We start from the raw sequence: 17,902 nt of genomic DNA, 5'->3' as shown, positions 1-17,902 counted from the left end.
CGCATCGAACCACAGATCCGACATCGAACCAGGAGCGGCGGGCGGTTCGACGTCGGTTCCGTGGTTCGGTCCGCACGTCGGTGACCAGCGTCACCACAGGTCGGACGGGAGGCGCGTGGGGGCGCCGCCACGCGCCTCCCGTCCGCCACGGCGTAGGCTCGTGCCGTGCACGGTGAGTACAAGGTCCCCGGAGGCAAGCTGGTCGTCGTCGACCTCGAGGTCGTCGACGGGAGCATCCGCGAGTTCCGTCTGGCGGGAGACTTCTTCCTCGAACCGGACGACGCGCTGCCGCTCATCGACCAGGCCGTGGACGGCCTGCCCGCGACCACGGACGCAGCCGGCATCGCCGCCGCCGTCCGGGGCGCACTGCCCGAGGGCGCCGTGCTGCTCGGCTTCACGCCCGAGTCCGTCGGCGTCGCCGTCCGTCGTGCGCTCTCGCGGGCGTCGACGTGGCAGGAGTACGACTGGGAGATCGTCCACGAGGGCCCGGTCAGCCCGAACGAGCACCTCGCGCTCGACCAGGTCCTGACCGAGGAGGTCGGCGCCGGACGCCGTGGCCCGACCCTGCGCATCTGGGAGTGGGACCAGCCGGCCGTCGTCATCGGGTCGTTCCAGTCGCTCAAGAACGAGGTCGACCCGGAGGGTGCCGCGAAGTACGGCGTCGAGGTCGTGCGCCGCATCTCCGGCGGCGGCGCGATGTTCATGGACGCCGGGGCCATCATCACGTACTCGCTGTACGTGCCGACCGACCTCGTGCAGGGCATGACCTTCGCGGACTCCTACGCGTACCTCGACGAGTGGGTGATCGAGGCGCTGAAGTCGCTCGGCATCGAGGCGTACTACCAGCCGCTCAACGACATCGCCTCGGCGAGCGGGAAGATCGGCGGCGCGGCGCAGAAGCGGCTCGGGACCGGTGCGCTGCTGCACCACGTGACGATGAGCTACGACATGGACGGCCAGAAGATGGTCGAGGTCCTGCGCATCGGACGCGAGAAGATGAGCGACAAGGGCACGACCTCGGCGGCGAAGCGCGTCGACCCGCTGCGCTCGCAGACCGGGCTCGCGCGGGCGGAGATCATCGAGCGGCTGATCGGCACGTTCACGTCGATGTACGGGGCGCGCGAGGGGCACGTGACCGAGGCCGAGCGGGCCCGGGCGCGGGAGCTCGTGGCGACGAAGTTCGCGACGCAGGAGTGGCTCGAGCGGGTGCCCTGATCGGGGAGGGGCGTCCGCTGGCGGGTGCCCCCTAGGCTCGGCGCGTGCGATGCGCCCCTCGTTTCCTGTCCGTCGCCGCCGCCGCGGTGGTCGTCGTGTCCACCGCGACCGCCTGCTCGGGCGGCTCGGCGGACGACGCATCCACCTCGGAGGCAGCGCTCTCGCGGTGGTCCTCGCTCATGGGGACCGCACTGCTCGACGAGGAGCACGGCCAGGGCGGAGCCGGCGGCGAAGGAGCGGGAGGCGCTGGCCTCGGATCGGTGCCGGCGGGCGCGTGGGACCTGCTCGTCGCCTGCAACGGCGCCGACGGGTGGTCCTTCCGGGTCGAATCGGGACCGGACGGCGGCGACACCCTCGCCCGGAGCGACGTGCCGTGCGGAGCGACCGAACGGCTGTCCGTGACGGTGCCGGAGAGCGGCGGATTGACCGTGCGGGCGCACCCGCTCAGGACCGCGCCGGAGGCGGTGCGTCGTGGAGACGTGCCGGTCCACTGGTACGTCGCGGTCGTGCCGGAGGGGTTCGAGCCGGAGTCGCGGTCCTACGAGCTGGGCTGATCGTCGGGCTCGTCGGGGTACCGCGTGCCGAGGTCCCGGTCGGCGTCGTCGAGCACGTCGCCGTCCTGGCAGCAGTGACGGCGGCCCGGGAGGGGGGACCCGGACCGCCGCGGCGACCAGTCTCGGCGGCGTTCCCAGGAACCAGCCGTGCAGACCACGCGCAGACGTGCGGATCACGAGGATCATCCGCGCGGCGGAGGTGGTCGCCGGGTGACTGACGTAGCGTCGGGACCGTGAACTGGTTGATCCTCCTGGGGGCGGTGGCCGCAGCGGCCGTCGTGATGTGGGTCGCCGATCGCGTGGGGTGGATCGACCTGTCGAACAAGGCCACACGCAGCGGCGGATCCGGTGGTGTCGTGTCGATGATGGACGAGGTGTTCGCACCGACCCGTCACGAGGCGCAGGCCGAGTACGAGCGGCAGGCACGCCTGCCGCACCAGGCCCCGACACCCGCCGACGACGACCACGACCTGCTGAGCGGGAACGTGCTCATCCGGGTGCCGTCGGTCCGAGGCGCCGGTCGGCACGAGGCCCGACCGGGCACGCTCGACCGCACGTACTGACCGCGCGCGGACGCGGACGGCAAGCTTGGGTGCTGCCGTCGTGTCAGCGCGTCGTGAGCTCCTGGTAGTCGGGGTGGCGCTCGATCCACGCGTGCACGTAGCTGCAGAGCGGGACGACGCGCAGCGAGCCCTCGCGGACGTCGTCGAGTGCGTGCTGGACGAGGATCGACGCGTGGCCACCGCCGCGGTGTGCGGGGTCGACCTCGGTGTGGGTGAAGCGGATCTCGTCGCCGTCGACCTCGTACGCCGCGAAGCCGATGACCTCGCCGTCCTCGACCAGGGAGTACTGCTGTGCGTCGGTGTCGTTGCGGACCTCGGGTGATGCCATGACGACGACCGTACGCCGTGCCCCCGGAGAGCGTCGTGGACGGCGCCGGTCCCCGAACGCGGGGCGGTGACACGCTCCCGATCCGCACTACTCTCGCCCCGTGCACGATGCAACACCGCCCCTGCGCTTCCGGACGCCGCCCGGCTGGCCCACGCCGTCGTCCGAGTGGGTCGACCTGTTCCAGGGGGCCGAGCCCGACGCCGGCTGGCGGCCGATCGAGGACATCCCGCCCGCTCCGTCCCGCTGGCGGTTCTGGGCGCCGACGCGAGCGCTGCACCGCCGCGTGCCCCGCGCCGCCCGGGTGGTGCCGGTCGTCGGCGCCGCGATCGCGCTCGCGTCGTTCGTCGCCGTGGTCGTCCTCTGGGCCGTCGGCGGACCGGCGGTCCTGGCACTGGCCCCGGTGGTCGCCGGCACCGCGCTCTGGGTGATCGGGGCGTCCCGGTACGCCGATCGGCTCGCCGAGGCCCTGCACGCGGTGCGTGCCGAGGCGTCGGTCCGGCGGGCCACCGAGCTCCCCGCCCGTGCCGCCGCGGTCTTCCCGGGCGCCGATCCGGCGGACGCATCGGCAGGGTGGGACGCCCGCGGCTGGGCCGTGCCCGGCGCGCGACCCTTCGTCGCGGGGCCGCCGTCGCGGTCCGGCACCCGGACACAGCGGGCACTCGTCGCCGTCACGGCCGGGGTCGCCGGGCTCGTCCTCGCGACCGGGGCCTCCGTCTCGCTCCTCCCGCTCGTGCCGGCGGTCGAGGAGGGCGCAGCCCGCGCGCTCACGGGCGTCGAACCGGGGTCTCCGTGGTCGGTCGAGGGCGACGACGAGGACGCCGCACAGCCCGAGTGGACGTCCGACGACGGCAGCATCGAGGCGTGGTGGCTCGCGGGCGACGACGAGTGGGAGGGCACCTGTGACCTGACGCCCGGTGACGCCGGTTGCGACGCGTACGAGATCGACAGCGACCGGACCTGCACGGCGGTCGTGACGGTCGGGTTCTTCGCGTCCCTGGACGACGCTCGACCGAGTCGCGTCGAGGAGCGAACGGTGTCGATCACGGAGGGCGTGCCGCTCGTCCTGGTCGAGAACCACGACGAGGACACGTCGAGCATCGGCGACGTGTCCTGCGCGTCCGACGACGACCCGCACGCGGACCGCATCGCGGCGACGCAGGGGGCCGACGCGGACACGGATGCCGAACGGCCCGCGGGTTGCGCGACCACGGACTGCGTCGCCTTCGCGGTGCGTTCGTCCACCGACTGCGCGGACGCGGCCGTGCAGTTCCGCGTCGGGGCCGAGGTCGGCTCGATCGGTGCGCCGCACGACGTGGTCGTCATGACCCCGCTGCTCGCCGGGCAGCCGACGGACGTCTTCGTCGGCGGCACGACGTACGCGTCCGACGTCACCCCGGGTGGCGTCACCTGCCGAGCGGGCACCGAGGACGACTCCGCCGCACACGCCTGACGCCGTGCACGCCCGATGCCGCACACGCCTGACGCCGCTCGGTCCTGCGGCCGGTCGGGTGCGGGGGAGGATGGTCCGGTGCGCAGCATCGACGACCGGAGCCCCGACCTCGTCGTGCTCGGGGACAACCTCGACGTCCTGCCGACCCTGCCGGACGCGTCGTTCACGGTCGTCTACCTGGACCCGCCGTTCAACACCGGTCGGAAGCAGCGCCGGCACGCGGTGACGGCCGAGCGGCGGACGGCCGGCGACGCCGGGACGATCACGGGCTTCCGCGGCCGGACGTACGAGCGCGTCCGGGGTGACCTCATGCGCTTCGACGACCGGTTCGAGGACTACTGGGCGTTCCTCGAGCCCCGGCTGCTCGAGGCCTGGCGGCTCCTCGCCGAGGACGGCACGCTGTACCTGCACCTCGACTACCGCGAGGCCCACTACGCGAAGGTCCTGCTCGACGCGCTGTTCGGTCGCGACGCCTTCCTGAACGAGATCATCTGGGCGTACGACTTCGGGGCGAAGTCGCGCTCACGCTGGCCCACGAAGCACGACACGATCCTGGTCTACGTGAAGGACCCGGAGCGCTACTGGTTCGACTCCGAGACCGTCGACCGCGAGCCGTACATGGCGCCCGGACTCGTGACGCCGGAGAAGCGAGAGCGCGGAAAGCTGCCGACGGACGTGTGGTGGCACACGATCGTCTCGCCGACGGGGAGCGAGAAGACCGGCTACCCGACGCAGAAGCCCGAGGGGGTGCTCCGGCGGATGGTGCAGGCGTCCTCGCGCGAGGGCGACTGGGTGCTCGACTTCTTCGCGGGGAGCGGCACGCTCGGTGCGGTCGCGCGGGACCTCGGTCGGCGCTTCGTGCTCGTGGACGACAACCCGGTGGCGGTCGACGTCATGCGCCGGCGGCTACCACACGCGGTGGTCGACGAGGTGGCGCCTCCCGGGACGTGACCGAGGCGACACCGCCGACGTCGTACGACGTCGGCGGTGTCGCCTCGGAGGGGTGCCGATGTGCTCGGACCGCCCGGCTACTCCGCGGAGTGGCGCCCGTGCGGGTGGTCGCCGTCGGTCGGACGGGAGGCACGGTCAGCGTCCGCCCCGTCGGTCCGGTCCGCCGTGCCGGTCGCCCCTGTGGTCGCCGCGGTCGCGGTCCCGGTGGCGGTGGCGGTGGCGTCCGCGGCGCGGTGCTCCGGTGCGGCGTGGGCGGGGTGCGTGCGGATCGTGCCCGTGGTGGTGGCCGGTTCGTCCACCGGCGCGGCCGCCGAGTGGGCGCCGTGCGTCGTCGCCCCCGGCAGCGGTGCCCGGGTGTCGTCGTTCCGCACCGCCGTGGCCGTGGCGGTCGTGCCCTGGACCGTCCCACCGTCGGACCGGACCGACGTGGCGGAGGCGGTGGTGCCTCCCGTCCGGCCCTGCGGCGGCTGGGCCGCGACGTCCGGCGAGGTGGGGACCGTCCGCATCGACCCGGTGTCGGGCGAGACGAGCGAGCCGGTGTTCGCGGCGGCGCGCTGCGCGTCGGACGTGAGTTGGTCGGCGTCCTTCGCGGCGTTCGCCTGCTCCTGCAGGGCCGAGACCTTGCGGAGCGGCGGGACCCGGAAGAACCAGGTGAGCACGAACGCGAGCAGGATGACGCCGAGTCCGACCCAGTACACGACGACCGCGGAGCTGCTGAAGCCGACGAGGAACGGGCGGGTCAGTCGCGGGTCGGCGCCGTTCAGGAACGACGTGTCGGTCGTGGCGGAGCCGGCCGAGGAGCTCGCGGCCGTGTCGCCCTTCTTCAGCTGGTCGACGAGCTTCGGCGCGACCTCGTCCACCACGGCCCGACGCTGGTCGGCGTTCGCGTAGTCGATCTGCAGCGTGCCGTCGACGACCTCGGCGTTCGCCTTGGACGCGGCGGTCTGGAGCGCCTGCTGCTCGGCGGTGGACTTGTTCGCCGCGACCTGCTGGGCGATGACCGAGTCGGCTGCCGAGGCCGGGATCGTGCCGGCGGCGACCTGCTGCTGCACCTGGGCGGTGACCTGCTCGGTGACGGCCTGGTCGGCAGCCTGCTTCGCAGCAGCGGCGCCCTTGTCGAGACCCTGCTGCACGTTCTGCTGCACCGGGTCCACGATCTTCGACCAGATCTGGTCCATGACGCCCTTGTTCTCGGACGCGCCGGCGACCGAGGGAGTGAGCGCCGCGTTGAGCGCGGGCTTGAGGTTCGACTCGTTCTGCATCGCGCCGGTGATGTTCGTCGGCATGAGCGTGAACAGCACCGAGAGGAGCACCGCGGTGCCCATCGTGCCGCCGATCTGTCGGAAGAAGGTCGCCGCGCTCGTGGCGACGCCGATGTCCCGCGGGGAGACCGAGTTCTGCGCGGCGAGGGTCAGCGTCTGCATGAGCTGCCCGAGGCCCAGGCCGATGCCGAACATGCCGATCATGAGGAACCACAGCGGGCTGTCGGCGGTCAGGAAGGTCAGGACCGTGAAGCCGATCGCGGTGAACGCGGTGCCGGTGATCGGGAAGACCTGGTACCGCCCGGTCCGCGAGATGATCTGGCCGGACGCGATCGACGCGATCATGAGGCCGAGCACCATCGGGAGCATGCTGAAGCCGGACTCGGTCGGGGTGACGCCCTTCACGATCTGCAGGTACAGCGGGAGCGTGAGCATGGCGCCGAACATGCCGAAGCCGACGAGCACGGAGAGCACCGCGGCCATCGAGAAGACGCGGGAGCCGAACAGCTTGAGCGGCAGGATCGCGTCGTCGCCCATCGCCCGTTCGACGATCACGAAGCCGATCAGGCCGAGCGCGCCGATGACGTAGCAGGCGATGGCGCCGGGGGAGTCCCAACCCCAGTCGCGGCCCTGCTCGGCGATGAGGAGCAGCGGGACCAGCGTGACGATGACGAGCGTGGCACCCCACCAGTCGATGCGGGGCTTGCCGCGGTCGCCGAACTTCGGCAGGTGCAGGAACGTCGTCACCATGACCAGCGCGATCACGCCGACCGGTACGTTGATGAGGAACACCCAGCGCCAGCCGTCGACGAACAGGATCTGGGACGCGCCGGCGAACAGACCGCCGACCAGCGGGCCGATCACCGAGGAGATGCCGAACACGGCCAGGAAGTACCCCTGGTACTTCGCGCGCTCCCGGGGGGCGAGCATGTCGCCCATGATCGCCAGTGGCAGCGACATGAGACCACCCGCGCCGAGGCCCTGCAGGGCGCGGAAGCCGGCGAGCATGAGCATCGAGGACGAGAACGACGCCAGGAGCGAGCCGATGATGAAGATGGCGATCGCCGTGAGGAACAGCGGGCGCCGGCCGAAGATGTCGGAGAGCTTGCCGTAGATGGGGGTCGTCACCGTCGAGGCGATGAGGTAGCCGGTGGTCACCCATGCCTGCTGGTCGAGGCCGTGCAGGTCGTCGCCGATCGTGCGGATCGCCGTGCCGACGATCGTCTGGTCGAGCGCGCCGAGGAACATGCCGGCCATCAGTCCGTAGATGACGAGCAGGATCTGTCGGTGGTTCATCACCGCGTTCGAGGACGTGGTGGGGGCCGCTGGTGCGGTCGCCGTCTGGGTCATTCGGTCTCCCGTGCGTACTGGTGCTCGCGCAGGCATTCCGTCCCGGGCGCGGGGGAACGTTCGTTGCGCGCACTGCAAAAATACAACCAGCGCAAACGGTTTGTTCCCCGGAACCGCGTTCCTGTGGACATCGGCAGGGTCCGGGGCGGATGTGCAGGAGGCGCCGTCGGACGGATCCGACGACGCCTCCCGGGAACGATCGACTACGCCCCGAGGGCGGCGTCCACGATCTCCTTGGCCTCGCGCTGGACCTGCTCCAGGTGCTCCTGCCCGACGAAGCTCTCCGCGTAGATCTTGTAGACGTCCTCGGTGCCGGACGGGCGGGCGGCGAACCACGCCTTGTCCGTGACGACCTTCACGCCGCCGACGGCCGCGTCGTTGCCGGGTGCCTTCGACAGCTTCGCCGTGATCGGGTCGCCCGCGAGGGTGTCCGCGGTGATGGCGTCACCGTCGAGCTTCGACAGGCGCGCCTTCTGCTCCTTGCTCGCCGCCGCGTCCACGCGCTGGTAGACGGGGGCGCCGAAGCGCTCGGTGAGCTCGGCGTACAGCTGCGACGGGGTCTTGCCCGTGACCGCGACGATCTCGGATGCCAGCAGCGCCAGGATGATGCCGTCCTTGTCCGTGGTCCAGGCCGTGCCGTCCTTGCGGAGGAACGAGGCGCCGGCGGACTCCTCGCCGCCGAAGGCCACGGAGCCGTCGATCAGGCCCGGGACGAACCACTTGAAGCCGACCGGGACCTCCCAGAGCCGACGACCGAGCGACTCGGCCACGCGGTCGATGATGCTCGACGAGACCAGCGTCTTGCCGATCGCGGCGTCGTCGCGCCACTCCGGCCGGTGTGCGTACAGGTACTCGATCGCGACGGCCAGGTAGTGGTTCGGGTTCATCAGTCCGCCGTCGGGGGTGACGATGCCGTGGCGGTCCGAGTCGGCGTCGTTGCCGGTCAGCACGTCGAAGTCGTCCTTCCGGGCGAGCACCGACGCCATCGCCGAGGGGCTCGACGGGTCCATCCGGATCTTGCCGTCCCAGTCCAGGGTCATGAACGCCCAGGTCGGGTCGACGTCGGGGTTCACCACCGTCAGGTCGAGTCCGTAGTGGTCGCGGATGCGCTCCCAGTACGGCAGCGAGGCGCCGCCGAGCGGGTCGGCGCCGATCTTCACCCCGGCGCGCTTGATCGCGTCGATGTCGATGATGTCCTCGAGGTCCGACACGTACGAGCCGAGGTAGTCGTACCCCTCGGCGGACGTCTCGTCCTGGCGGCGGACGTCGGCGTTGCCACCGGCGATGATCGCGTTCGCGCGGTCGGCGATCCACGACGTGGCGTCGCTGTCGGCCGGGCCGCCGTGCGGCGGGTTGTACTTGAAGCCGCCGTCACGCGGGGGGTTGTGGCTCGGCGTGATGACGATGCCGTCGGCGGTGTCGCCGTGCTCCTCGCGGTTGTACTTGATGATGGCGTGGCTGAGCGCCGGGGTCGGCACGTAGCCGTCCTCGGCGTCGGCGAGCACGCGGACGCCGTTCGCCGCGAGGACCTGCAGTGCGGTCTGCTCGGCAGGGGCGGAGAGCGCGTGGGTGTCGCGGCCGATGAACAGCGGGCCGTCGGTGCCCTGCTCGGTGCGGTACTCGATGATCGCCTGCGTGATCGCGGCGATGTGCATGTCGTTGAACGCGGTGTCCAGCGAGGAACCCCGGTGGCCGGAGGTGCCGAACACCACCTTCTGCTCGGGGATCGACACGTCGGGGACGCGCTCGTGGTAGGCCGCCAGGAGGGCGTCGAGGTCGACGAGGTCGTCTGCGGTCGCGGGGGTGCCGGCGCGGTCGTTCATGGGCCCATCCTGGCACTCGGCCCCTTGTGTGTGTCGCGGCATCGCGGGGCGGCACCGGACGGCGCTACGGTCGGAGGATGGGGGAGACGGTCCGCGCGGGTGCCGAGCTGTCGGCAGCCGTGCAGCAGGAGGACGGCGCCGTACTGCACACGACAGCAGGGACGACGGTTTCGTGGGCGGCGCTGCACCTGCTCGCCGAACGCGGCTTCCGGTGGGCCCCGGAGGCGGCGCACTCGACCGCTCCGCAGCTCGGTCGGCGTCTGCACGTCGACCTCGTGATCGAGCACGACCCGGCTCCGGGCATCCTGCTCGGTGTCGCGTCCTCCCGGTTCGTCGGGCACGCGTTCGGTGCAGTACCGCGGTTCGCCCTGGTCGAGAACGGTGAGGCCATCACGCCCGACCGCCTGACCCTCGCGGCGGAGCGGCGCTCGCCGCAGGACGCGCTGTTCGTCGTGACGACGAGGGAGCGGCCCGTGCTCGGCGGTGTCCTCGTCGTGCAGCGCGCTGCCGATGTCGTGCTCGAGACGCTGCGCTGCACGATCGCAGTGCCGCCTGGAGGCGACAGTGCGCTGCACGCCGGACTGGAGGCGGGTCTCCGGTCCGTCATGCACGGTCACCACGCGCGCTCGGCGCGGTTCGCACTCAGCCGCGGCAGGACCGACGGCGTGGTGGACACCTCGGTGGCTGGCCCTCCCGCACCGTTCGGCGTGTACTCCGCTGGGCGGGCCGCTCGAGCACACGAGGCGGCCGCAGACACCGCGGGGTTGCCGCACCGTGTCCTCGTGGTCGGCAGCGAGCGTGGTGTCGTCTCGTGGTTCCCGGGCAGCGAGCGCGAACGCTGGGCCGCTGCAGCGGTGCTGGTCGAGCGCTTGCAGGAACGCCGCTCTCGCGCCGCGCACGCATCGGACTTGCGGGCGGAGGGTGGTTCCGGTGAACATGGCACGCGGGTGGGGGGAGAACGATGAGTACACAGGGGTGGCGGATCGACCCGGCAGGGGTCGCGTCCGTCCTGTCCGAGGTCCGCGAGTCGGTCAACGGGACCGCGTCGGCGCTCCGGGCGGTCCAGAGCGGGGTCGCCGAGGTCGCGGCGGGTGCCGGGGACGTGGTGAACGAGGCGCTCGGGGCCTTCGTCGAGGAAACGCAGGACGACGTCGATCAGGTGACCTACCGGCTGATCGGCGGGGTGCAGGGCGTGACGAACGCCGTCGACGCCTACCGCGCGGGCGACCTCGACATGGCGGCGAACGCACAACGTGCCGGCGTGCGCGCCCACGAGGGTCACGACCTCTCGCTGTTCATCCGCGCGGCGGAGGAGCGACGGTGAGTGGGGTCGCGTACGGGGATCACGGCCTGATCGCGCCGGACGCCATCCCCGGGGCGGATCTGCAGCTCGATGCCGTCTCGACGGGAGCCGCGACGATCCGAACCGGAGCGGACTCGATGAAGACCGTCGCCGACGACCTCCCGTCGAAGTGGCAGCGTCTGAGCGGTGTCTACGAGTCACCCGAGTCGGATCAGGTGTTCACCCTCATGGATCCGGTGACGGACGACGTGCACACCATTGGCGGTGTCGCCCGGAGGGTCGCTTCGGCGCTGGACACGTACGCGTCCACTGCCGCTGCGCCGAAGCGGGAACTCGACGCCCTCCGCGTCGAGGCCGAGGCCTTCGTCGCGCGGGTGCGGCACGGGGTACCGAGGTTCGAATCAGCCTTCACGCCGAAGCAACCGGCTCCGGTCTCCGGCTCGTGGAACGGCTACCAGGCCGTGGAACAGGAGCCGGAGTCGAAGACGGTGCCCTGGTACGAGGACATCGCGACACGCGCCGAGAACGACCAGCTGATCCGGCGTGTCAACGAACAGGTCGCGTTGCTCCAGGCAGCACAGGCGGAGTGTGCCCTCGCGATCAAGAAGGCGTCGGGTGCGTCGGTGAAGCAGGCCTTCCAGGCGCCGTCGAGGAGCGACCTCGACGCTCGCGGGGTGGACCTGCCCTGGTCGCGGGTCGGGACCGCCGAGGGCAAGACGTGGGCCGAGCAGTTCGAGGAGGGCTTCACCGACGACCTGCTGAAGACGCTCGGAGGACTCCTCCACCTCGGCGGCTGGGACGACAGCGGAGAGTGGAGCTGGGGGAACGCTGGCTCGGCGTGGAAGAGCATGGGCGACGGTCTCGTGGCCTTCGGCATGCTCGTCGACCCGCTCGCCTGGCTTGATGCCGCGGCCGATCCCGAGGGGCAGGCGGGGCAGACCCTCGGCGCGTTTGGTGACGGCGTCGAGCGTTGGTGGGAGGACGCGCAGGAGCACCCCGCGGTCGCAGCCGGCGCGGCTGCTTCGGCGGTCGGGACGAGCTTCATCGGGCCCGAGGGATGGGCTGGTCGAGCCGGCCGAGCGGAGGAACTCGCGTCGGGGCTGGGGAAGCTTGGTCTTCGCGGCATGGAAGCCGACGTCCGCTCGTGGGTGAAGGGTGGAGCCTCGCAGGCAAACATCGACGCACTCGCCGACCTCGTCGACCGTGAGTACGCGAAGTGGTCACGTACGGCCGGGTACTCGCCTGCCTCAGGCGTGGGCGATGACTCCTTCGCGAGCTTCTTCCGCGACGAGTTGAACCGGTTCGAGTTGGAGCATCCGGACTACCACCGGCTGAACGATGCCGATGCGATCCCGCACGGCGTCGAATCGTCGATCTTCATCGAGCGCGGGGGTTTGCAGTACGCCGAAGATCACGGTGGGCATGCGATCAAGTGGCACGTTCCACCGTCGGTGCTGAACAAGGAAGCCTTCGACGACTTCGTACGATCCCGATTCAAGGGCGAAAAGGAGAACAGCGCCTACTCGCTCCCGGTGCGGAAGGTCGACGAGATGATCGCCTCGACGCTCGACGCCAACCACGAGGCCATCCAGGAGTGGATCGCGGCGAAACGAAACGGCTCGATCGGGAAGCCCACCCAAGAGTTCGAGTGGCCGTCCGACACCGTGGTCGGTCGCTACTTCGACCCGGATGGGGTACCGCCGATGCGCGATGCGTCCGTTGTGCGGGTGGTGTTGAAATTCTTCCCGGACGGCCATCCCCCGTACTCGATCGTCACAACGTACCCGCGAGAGGACCTGAATGGATAAGCACGAGTACTACCGGAGCGTGGCGGCTCGCGCTCCGGGCTTCAGATCGCTCTTGGCGGCTGAGTTCAACTACGACTGGGACCTCGATTGGCCGGATGTCGAGTCCGTGCTCGTCAGCGACCTCGATGAGGTATCGCGGGCCGAGAACCTCCAGTACCGCGACGAACTGAACTTCCTGTTGCAGGAGCTGCCGACCGACAGTGACGTCGACGGTTTCTTCAAGTTCGTGGGTACGGGCCTCTCGCCGCGGGTCGACCTCGGACAGTCAGCGCGGTCGTGGATGCTCGAACTCCGGGACCGGGCAGCACGGAATGTTCGATCGAAAGCAGAGTGATGAGGAAGCCAGGGAAGCCCGGTTGCATCGCCATCGAGGTGGAAGGGGAAGCATGACGGACCACACGGCGCGGACCGGGGTGTCCTACTTCCCGAGTGTCGATCGAGCAGATGACGCCGTGGCCTACGCGCTCGACGCCAATCACGAGCGGATCAGGAATTGGGTGGCGAACGGTGCCAGTCGACCGCTGCGGATCTACGCAGTCCCGGGCGGGTTCACCGGGCGGGGGAAGCCCTTCCGGGAACCGCAGGACCTCGAAGCCGTCCGCGTCGTCCTGGTCGGAACCTCGGACGATCCCTCGGGGTACTTCGTGTTGACGGCGTACCCCGCTGTGGCGAGCATCACGGCGCGGAACTTCCACGGCTTCGACGCTTTCGTCGGTACCTACTTCCACCAGGACTGGACGGAGGAGCCGTACTCGGCGGAGCAAGCGCTCGAGGACCACCTCGCGAGCTCTTCGCCCGACGCGCTCAGCGAGTTGCTCGAGGACGTCCGTGACCTGGACGGAATCCTCCCGGACGAGGCAGCGCTCGGGGGCCGGATCGGGTCGAAGACCGACCCCCGCACGACGGTGCCGCCGGAACGTCGTGCGATGGCGACGGCCTCGTCCGACACGTCGACGCCGAGCGCCGGGATGCCGAGGGCCTGGGCCGCGACGAGCATCCGCCCCGGGCCGCAGCCGATGTCGATGACGGGGCCGTCCGCTGGCCAGCAGATCAGGTCATCGGCCGGAGATTCGTCGAGGGGCGTACACCGCCGATCCAAGATGCGTCCGTTGTGCGGGTTGTCCTGAAGTTCGAACCCAGCGGAGACCCCCCATACTCGATCCTGACTAGTTACCCGCGAGAGACGATCAATGGATGACGAAGACTTCTACCGTGAGGTGATCCGTCGCGCTCCGAGAACGACCTCGTTGCTCGGCGTGGAATTCAACCTCGATTGGCAGCTCGATTGGCCAGATGCGGAATCGGTCCTCGTGCAGGACCTCGATGATGCTCCGCTGCGCGACAACGAGGTGCTGCAAACAGAGCTCGACTACCTCTTGAACGTGCTGGGGACCGACTCGTCGGTTGACGACTTCTTCACGTACATCGATTCGGGCCTCGATCCCCTCGCCGAGACTGGCCAAACCTCCCGTACCTGGCTCATCGGACTTCGAGACCGTGCTGCCCGCAATGTCCGAAACGGCGATTCGGTCGAGCGTGGGCAGACCGGTGAGGTCCTCTGATGGCACGCACTGTACGGACGGGTGAGTCCTACTTCCCGAGCGTCGAGCGCGCGAACGAAGCGGTGGCCTACGCGCTCGACTACAACCACGAACGCATCAGGCGGTGGGTCGCGGAGGGTGCTTCACGCCCGCTGCGGGTGTACGCCGTCCCCGGCGGCGTGACCGGCCGGGGGAACCCCTTCGTGGAGCCGCAGGATCTCGAAGCCGTGCGCGCCGTGCTCGTCCGATCGGCGGACAGTCCCTCGGGCTACACGGTGTTCACGGCGTACCCCGCGGTCGCGAGCATCACGGCGCGCAACTTCCACGGCTTCGACGCATTCGTCGGTACCTACTTCCACCAGGACTGGGCGGAGGAGCCGTACTCGGCGGAGCAAGCGCTCGAGGACCACCTCGCGAGCTCTTCGCCCGACGCGCTCAGCGAGTTGCTCGAGGACGTCCGTGACCTGGACGGAATCCTCCCGGACGAGGCAGCGCTCGGGGGCCGTCTCATCGAGCTCGACTGCAACTACGTCCCGTCGGACGACGGGATGAACGACCGTACATGGCTTCGGGAGGTGGCAGCGCGGGTCGAGCGGCACCTCGGCGGCACTGATCCGAACGTCACGCGGTGAGCGACCACGTCGATCAGTCAAGGATGGTCTGGACGGTATCGGCACGGTTCGCCGTCGACGACCGCGCGATCAGCGCGTTCCCGGAGCCCGCGATCTTCGCTGCCCAGGAACGGCGCGACCCTTGATCGAGATGGAGAAGTTCGCGGCGGGAGTGCCGTCCTTCGCGAACTTGATGGGCGGGGCGTTCAACGAGGATTGGCGCGATGAGTGGGACTCCGCAGAGGGGAGTCTCTTCAGTTCTCGGAGAGCGCACCGACCAGCTACGGAACATGCCCGTACAACGACGAGCCGTCGGGATGGCTCTGGGGTTGCGCACCGTCCACGCAGGCTCGGTTCCTGCGCGCACTCGAGTGGGCGCAGCGTCATCCTGACGAGTGGTCGCCGCTGCTCATCCAGCATCCGGTGACGGAGCATGACCCACGGGGGCCACGACTCGACCGGTGAGTGCAGACCGGTGAGCACAGAGCGAGCGGCCGCGCACACCGGGGACGTGGGGGGACGTTCCGGGGTGGGCGACCGCTCGCGGTCTGGGGGAGTGGCGGCTCAGGCGGTCCGGAACGACCCGGTCGCCGTGCGCAGCGACCCGGTCACGGTCCGCGTCGAGGCCGTCGACGTGCTCGGACGCCGGAACTGCGTGTCCACGAAGCGCCCGACGGTGCGGCCGATGCCGGTGCCGGTGTAGCTGCCGACGGGGCGCCAGGCGGCCTCGACCGCGTAGGCACCGAGCTCGTCACGCTGCTCGAGACCGGTGACGTAGGCGCCGCCGAGGGGGTTCTGTCGGTTCTGCACGGGTGCTCCTCGTCGTCGTGCCGCGGGTCACCGACCGTCCGACCGACGACCAGGACGCCGTCGGCTGATGACGACCACGCTACCCCGTTGTCTTGAACGATGCAAGACAACAGGGCCGCATCACGCGACGAGCTCGCAGAAGGTCCGACCCTCGGCCGTCCAGCTCTGGCGGGCCCGCAGTCCCGCCGTCGCCGCGTGCTCGAGCAGCGCGTCGACGCCCACCTCGGCCCAGGGGAAGCCCTCGCTGCGGTTGCCGTCGCCGTCCGCCACGTGCGCGGTGAACGTCCGGTCGGCGGAGCGGTCGACGTGGGTCTCGACGACGACGCGACCGCCGTCGCGGACGATCTCCGCGCAGCGGGCGAGCAGTGCGACGGGGTCGCCGCCGATGCCGATGTTGCCGTCGATCACCAGTGCGGTGTCCCACCGGCCCTCGTCCGGGATCGGGTCGAAGACCGACCCCTGCACGGCGGTGCCGCCGGAGCGTCGTGCGATGGCGACGGCCTCGTCCGACACGTCGACGCCGAGCGCCGGGATGCCGAGGGCCTGCGCCGCGACGAGCATCCGCCCCGGGCCGCAGCCGATGTCGATGACGGGTCCGTCCGCGCCGTCGAGCAGTGAGCGGTCGACCCGGTCGGCCGCGGCGCTCCAGCGACCGACGTCCATCGTGACCTCGACGTCGGGGCGCTCGGGGTCGGTCAGGCGCAGGCGGCCGTCGGTGCGCAGGGCGCGGGCGTAGGGCTCGCCGCCACCTGCGCCGAACGTGATGGTGTCGTGCATCGTCATCGGGCGCCTCCGGTCGTCGTGGTCAGGGTGGTGGGTGCCTCGGCGCGGAAGGCCGCGGCGAAGCGGGAGTCCGGCGCGAGGGCGGCCACCCGCTCGGCGTCCGCGACGGTGTCGACGTCGAGGAGGCCGGGCAGCGTGCCGACCGACAGGCCGGCGTCGGTCAGGCGGGCGAGCTGCACGGCACCGGTGTCGTCCTGCGACATCGGGACGCCGCGGAGCAGGGCGCCGTCGGGCTCGCGCAGGTAGAGCGACCAGAAGCCGCCGTCGTCGGCCGGGCCGAACCAGGCGTCGCGGTCCGGGTCGTCGAACACCCGGGCGAGGTGCTCGGGCGTCGCCTGCGGGGTGTCCATGCCGACCAGCAGTGTCGGGCCGGTCATCGCGTCGAACATCGCACCGAGGCGCTCGTCGAGACCGCCGCCCACCTGGTGCAGCACGTCGAAGTCGTCGGTGCCCTCGGGCAGGACGACGCCGTCGTAGAGCAGGACGCGCCGCGACGCCGGGAGGGCCCGCACCGTCGCGATCGTGTCGGCGAGTGCGGCCGACGCGACGCGCGCGGCACCCTCCGGCGTCAGGGCCGGCGTGAGCCGGGTCTTGACCTTGCCTGGCAGGCACTCCTTGGCCACGACGACCACCGTGACGTCCGTCATGAACGTGCTCCTTCCGAGGACCCGGCCACGTCGCGGGCGGGACCGGGCGCCACGACGCGGGGCCGTGCCTCCCGTCCGTACTGGCGCAGCAGACGGGACATGTCGCGGACGGCGTTGACCGTGCCGCGGAGCGTGCCGGTGACCTTGCTGTCACCGACGCGCTGGGCGTACCCGATGTCGGACTCGTCGACCCGCCAGCCGGCGGCGTGCGCGGCCAGCACCATCTCGAGCGGGTAGCCGCTCCGACGGTCCTGCAGGTCGAGCGCGACGAGGTCGGCGCGGCGCATGACGCGCATCGGGCCGAGGTCGCGGAGCCGGTAGCCGGTGGCGCGGCGCATGAGCACGGCGAGCACGCGGTTCGCGAAGCGGGCGTGCGGCGCCCAGGCACCACGCGTGGTCGGGACGCGCCGACCGAGCGCGAGGTCGGTGCGGCCGTCGGCGACGCGCGCCACGAGGGCCGGCAGCTCGGCGGGGTCCATCGAGGCGTCGGCGTCGCAGAACGCGACGTACTCGGCGGTCGCGGCGGCGACGCCGGCGGCGCACGCCGAGCCGAAGCCTTTGACCGGTTCGGTGACGACGGTCGCGCCGTGCGCGCGCGCCACGTCGGCGGAGCCGTCGGTCGAGCCGTTGTCGACCACGATGGCGCGGTACCCCTCGGGCAGGCGCCCGATGACGCGGGGGAGCGCGTCCGCCTCGTCGAGGCAGGGCAGGATCACGTCGACGGTCATGGTGTCCATTCGGTGCGGTCCGTCGGATCGACGGGTGCCCGCGTCGGTCCCGCTCGCCTCGGCGGCGGCGGGGTCGTGGTCGTCGGAGGGCGGGCGGTCCATGTACTCGACGTAACACGAAGACACAGCCCGGGGTACAGGTTAGCCGTCCCCCGCCGGTCACTCCGTGCGCCCA

At 71.0% G+C, this 17,902-nt stretch carries 21 protein-coding genes and 1 pseudogene; 14 read left to right on the top strand and 8 right to left on the bottom strand.

Features of this window, described 5'->3' with window-relative positions:
* Positions 1-165: 165 nt before the first annotated feature.
* The 3 genes from lplAB to QUG92_RS13250 all read left to right on the top strand — a co-directional run bounded on the left by lplAB (position 166) and on the right by QUG92_RS13250 (position 2,332).
* Entirely contained in the window at positions 166-1,215 is a 1,050-nt protein-coding gene (lplAB, locus tag QUG92_RS13260; protein ID WP_289459385.1) for a lipoate-protein ligase LplAB, read from the top strand.
* A 44-nt stretch (positions 1,216-1,259) separates the two neighbouring features.
* Entirely contained in the window at positions 1,260-1,769 is a 510-nt protein-coding gene (locus QUG92_RS13255) for a hypothetical protein (RefSeq protein ID WP_289459384.1), read from the top strand.
* Positions 1,770-2,002: 233 nt separating this feature from the next.
* On the top strand, positions 2,003-2,332 hold the full coding sequence (locus QUG92_RS13250; protein ID WP_182047163.1) for a hypothetical protein: 330 nt from the start codon (positions 2,003-2,005) through the stop codon (positions 2,330-2,332).
* Between the two features lie 43 nt (positions 2,333-2,375).
* On the opposite strand, the gene QUG92_RS13245 is transcribed toward QUG92_RS13250, so the two are convergent.
* Positions 2,376-2,660, bottom strand: coding sequence for a GNAT family N-acetyltransferase (locus QUG92_RS13245; protein ID WP_069712486.1), 285 nt, complete (start codon positions 2,658-2,660; stop codon positions 2,376-2,378).
* A gap of 100 nt (positions 2,661-2,760) precedes the next feature.
* Here QUG92_RS13245 and QUG92_RS13240 point away from each other — a divergent pair, with 100 nt between their 5' ends.
* Both QUG92_RS13240 and QUG92_RS13235 read left to right on the top strand, forming a co-directional pair.
* Positions 2,761-4,110, top strand: coding sequence for a hypothetical protein (locus QUG92_RS13240; RefSeq protein ID WP_289459383.1), 1,350 nt, complete (start codon positions 2,761-2,763; stop codon positions 4,108-4,110).
* Between the two features lie 78 nt (positions 4,111-4,188).
* Entirely contained in the window at positions 4,189-5,061 is an 873-nt protein-coding gene (locus tag QUG92_RS13235; RefSeq protein ID WP_289459382.1) for a DNA-methyltransferase, read from the top strand.
* 77 nt (positions 5,062-5,138) lie between these two features.
* On the opposite strand, the gene QUG92_RS13230 is transcribed toward QUG92_RS13235, so the two are convergent.
* Entirely contained in the window at positions 5,139-7,673 is a 2,535-nt protein-coding gene (locus QUG92_RS13230) for an MDR family MFS transporter (protein WP_289459381.1), read from the bottom strand.
* A 203-nt stretch (positions 7,674-7,876) separates the two neighbouring features.
* Positions 7,877-9,496 carry a phosphoglucomutase (alpha-D-glucose-1,6-bisphosphate-dependent) gene (gene pgm / locus QUG92_RS13225; protein WP_182048065.1) on the bottom strand — a complete coding sequence of 540 codons (1,620 nt, stop codon included), beginning with the start codon at positions 9,494-9,496 and terminating at the stop codon, positions 7,877-7,879.
* A gap of 77 nt (positions 9,497-9,573) precedes the next feature.
* On the opposite strand from pgm, the gene QUG92_RS13220 reads away from it, so the two are divergent.
* From QUG92_RS13220 to QUG92_RS17125, 5 genes and pseudogenes are all read left to right on the top strand, one after another.
* Positions 9,574-10,461: a DUF6177 family protein gene (locus QUG92_RS13220; RefSeq protein ID WP_289459380.1), complete on the top strand. Its 888-nt coding sequence runs from the start codon at positions 9,574-9,576 to the stop codon at positions 10,459-10,461.
* Positions 10,458-10,820, top strand: a complete 363-nt coding sequence (locus QUG92_RS13215) for a DUF6507 family protein (protein ID WP_289459379.1) — start codon at positions 10,458-10,460, stop codon at positions 10,818-10,820. Before QUG92_RS13220 ends, QUG92_RS13215 begins: the two co-directional genes overlap by 4 nt.
* Positions 10,817-12,607 (top strand): RNase A-like domain-containing protein, encoded by a 1,791-nt coding sequence (locus tag QUG92_RS13210; RefSeq protein ID WP_289459378.1) that lies wholly within the window; start codon positions 10,817-10,819, stop codon positions 12,605-12,607. The genes QUG92_RS13215 and QUG92_RS13210 overlap by 4 nt, the downstream gene beginning before the upstream one ends.
* Positions 12,600-12,941 (top strand): contact-dependent growth inhibition system immunity protein, encoded by a 342-nt coding sequence (locus tag QUG92_RS13205; protein WP_182048069.1) that lies wholly within the window; start codon positions 12,600-12,602, stop codon positions 12,939-12,941. Before QUG92_RS13210 ends, QUG92_RS13205 begins: the two co-directional genes overlap by 8 nt.
* Positions 12,919-13,425 (top strand): annotated as a pseudogene (locus QUG92_RS17125) (contact-dependent growth inhibition system immunity protein); the annotation flags it as partial. The gene QUG92_RS13205 and the pseudogene QUG92_RS17125, both read left to right, overlap by 23 nt.
* Here the strand turns inward: QUG92_RS17125 and QUG92_RS17165 are convergent.
* Entirely contained in the window at positions 13,326-13,604 is a 279-nt protein-coding gene (locus tag QUG92_RS17165) for a hypothetical protein (protein WP_491700634.1), read from the bottom strand. The pseudogene QUG92_RS17125 and the gene QUG92_RS17165 sit on opposite strands and share 100 nt — an antisense overlap.
* Between QUG92_RS17165 and QUG92_RS17160 the strand changes: the two genes are divergently transcribed.
* From QUG92_RS17160 to QUG92_RS13185, 4 genes are read left to right on the top strand one after another with little or no spacing between them, the layout of a single operon-like run.
* Positions 13,587-13,805 carry an RNase A-like domain-containing protein gene (locus QUG92_RS17160; protein ID WP_491700635.1) on the top strand — a complete coding sequence of 73 codons (219 nt, stop codon included), beginning with the start codon at positions 13,587-13,589 and terminating at the stop codon, positions 13,803-13,805. The two genes, QUG92_RS17165 and QUG92_RS17160, sit on opposite strands and share 18 nt — an antisense overlap.
* A complete protein-coding gene (locus tag QUG92_RS13195; RefSeq protein WP_250368380.1) occupies positions 13,798-14,169 on the top strand; it encodes a hypothetical protein in 372 nt (123 codons plus the stop codon). The genes QUG92_RS17160 and QUG92_RS13195 overlap by 8 nt, the downstream gene beginning before the upstream one ends.
* Entirely contained in the window at positions 14,169-14,780 is a 612-nt protein-coding gene (locus QUG92_RS13190; RefSeq protein ID WP_289459376.1) for a contact-dependent growth inhibition system immunity protein, read from the top strand. The genes QUG92_RS13195 and QUG92_RS13190 overlap by 1 nt, the downstream gene beginning before the upstream one ends.
* Positions 14,777-14,905 carry a hypothetical protein gene (locus QUG92_RS13185; protein ID WP_259346036.1) on the top strand — a complete coding sequence of 43 codons (129 nt, stop codon included), beginning with the start codon at positions 14,777-14,779 and terminating at the stop codon, positions 14,903-14,905. Before QUG92_RS13190 ends, QUG92_RS13185 begins: the two co-directional genes overlap by 4 nt.
* Positions 14,906-15,323: 418 nt before the next feature.
* On the opposite strand, the gene QUG92_RS13180 is transcribed toward QUG92_RS13185, so the two are convergent.
* From QUG92_RS13180 to QUG92_RS13165, 4 genes are all read right to left on the bottom strand, one after another.
* Positions 15,324-15,569 carry a hypothetical protein gene (locus QUG92_RS13180; RefSeq protein WP_182045556.1) on the bottom strand — a complete coding sequence of 82 codons (246 nt, stop codon included), beginning with the start codon at positions 15,567-15,569 and terminating at the stop codon, positions 15,324-15,326.
* Positions 15,570-15,689: 120 nt separating this feature from the next.
* Complete coding sequence (locus tag QUG92_RS13175) at positions 15,690-16,352, bottom strand: class I SAM-dependent methyltransferase (RefSeq protein WP_182045555.1); 663 nt, start codon at positions 16,350-16,352, stop codon at positions 15,690-15,692.
* On the bottom strand, positions 16,349-16,999 hold the full coding sequence (locus QUG92_RS13170; protein ID WP_289459375.1) for a TIGR04282 family arsenosugar biosynthesis glycosyltransferase: 651 nt from the start codon (positions 16,997-16,999) through the stop codon (positions 16,349-16,351). Before QUG92_RS13170 ends, QUG92_RS13175 begins: the two co-directional genes overlap by 4 nt.
* Complete coding sequence (locus tag QUG92_RS13165) at positions 16,996-17,736, bottom strand: glycosyltransferase family 2 protein (protein WP_289459374.1); 741 nt, start codon at positions 17,734-17,736, stop codon at positions 16,996-16,998. Before QUG92_RS13165 ends, QUG92_RS13170 begins: the two co-directional genes overlap by 4 nt.
* Positions 17,737-17,902: the final 166 nt, after the last annotated feature.

This window comes from Curtobacterium citri (assembly GCF_030362955.1).
Classification (GTDB): domain Bacteria; phylum Actinomycetota; class Actinomycetes; order Actinomycetales; family Microbacteriaceae; genus Curtobacterium; species Curtobacterium citri.
The sequence above is the reverse complement of the archived record's forward strand: the minus strand, read 5'-3'. Positions and strand labels throughout refer to the sequence as shown.

What these genes read in the sequence shown, in the direction of transcription:
- pgm (WP_182048065.1), bottom strand. Translation starts at nt 9,496, where the DNA reads ATGAACGACCGCGCCGGCACCCCCGCGACCGCAGACGACCTCGTCGAC.
- QUG92_RS13230 (WP_289459381.1), bottom strand. Translation starts at nt 7,673, where the DNA reads ATGACCCAGACGGCGACCGCACCAGCGGCCCCCACCACGTCCTCGAAC.
- QUG92_RS13175 (WP_182045555.1), bottom strand. Translation starts at nt 16,352, where the DNA reads ATGACGATGCACGACACCATCACGTTCGGCGCAGGTGGCGGCGAGCCC.
- QUG92_RS13165 (WP_289459374.1), bottom strand. Translation starts at nt 17,736, where the DNA reads ATGGACACCATGACCGTCGACGTGATCCTGCCCTGCCTCGACGAGGCG.
- QUG92_RS13170 (WP_289459375.1), bottom strand. Translation starts at nt 16,999, where the DNA reads ATGACGGACGTCACGGTGGTCGTCGTGGCCAAGGAGTGCCTGCCAGGC.
- QUG92_RS13195 (WP_250368380.1), top strand. Translation starts at nt 13,798, where the DNA reads ATGGATGACGAAGACTTCTACCGTGAGGTGATCCGTCGCGCTCCGAGA.
- QUG92_RS13205 (WP_182048069.1), top strand. Translation starts at nt 12,600, where the DNA reads ATGGATAAGCACGAGTACTACCGGAGCGTGGCGGCTCGCGCTCCGGGC.
- QUG92_RS13215 (WP_289459379.1), top strand. Translation starts at nt 10,458, where the DNA reads ATGAGTACACAGGGGTGGCGGATCGACCCGGCAGGGGTCGCGTCCGTC.
- QUG92_RS17165 (WP_491700634.1), bottom strand. Translation starts at nt 13,604, where the DNA reads ATGCTCGTCGCGGCCCAGGCCCTCGGCATCCCGGCGCTCGGCGTCGAC.
- QUG92_RS13220 (WP_289459380.1), top strand. Translation starts at nt 9,574, where the DNA reads ATGGGGGAGACGGTCCGCGCGGGTGCCGAGCTGTCGGCAGCCGTGCAG.
- QUG92_RS13245 (WP_069712486.1), bottom strand. Translation starts at nt 2,660, where the DNA reads ATGGCATCACCCGAGGTCCGCAACGACACCGACGCACAGCAGTACTCC.
- QUG92_RS13190 (WP_289459376.1), top strand. Translation starts at nt 14,169, where the DNA reads ATGGCACGCACTGTACGGACGGGTGAGTCCTACTTCCCGAGCGTCGAG.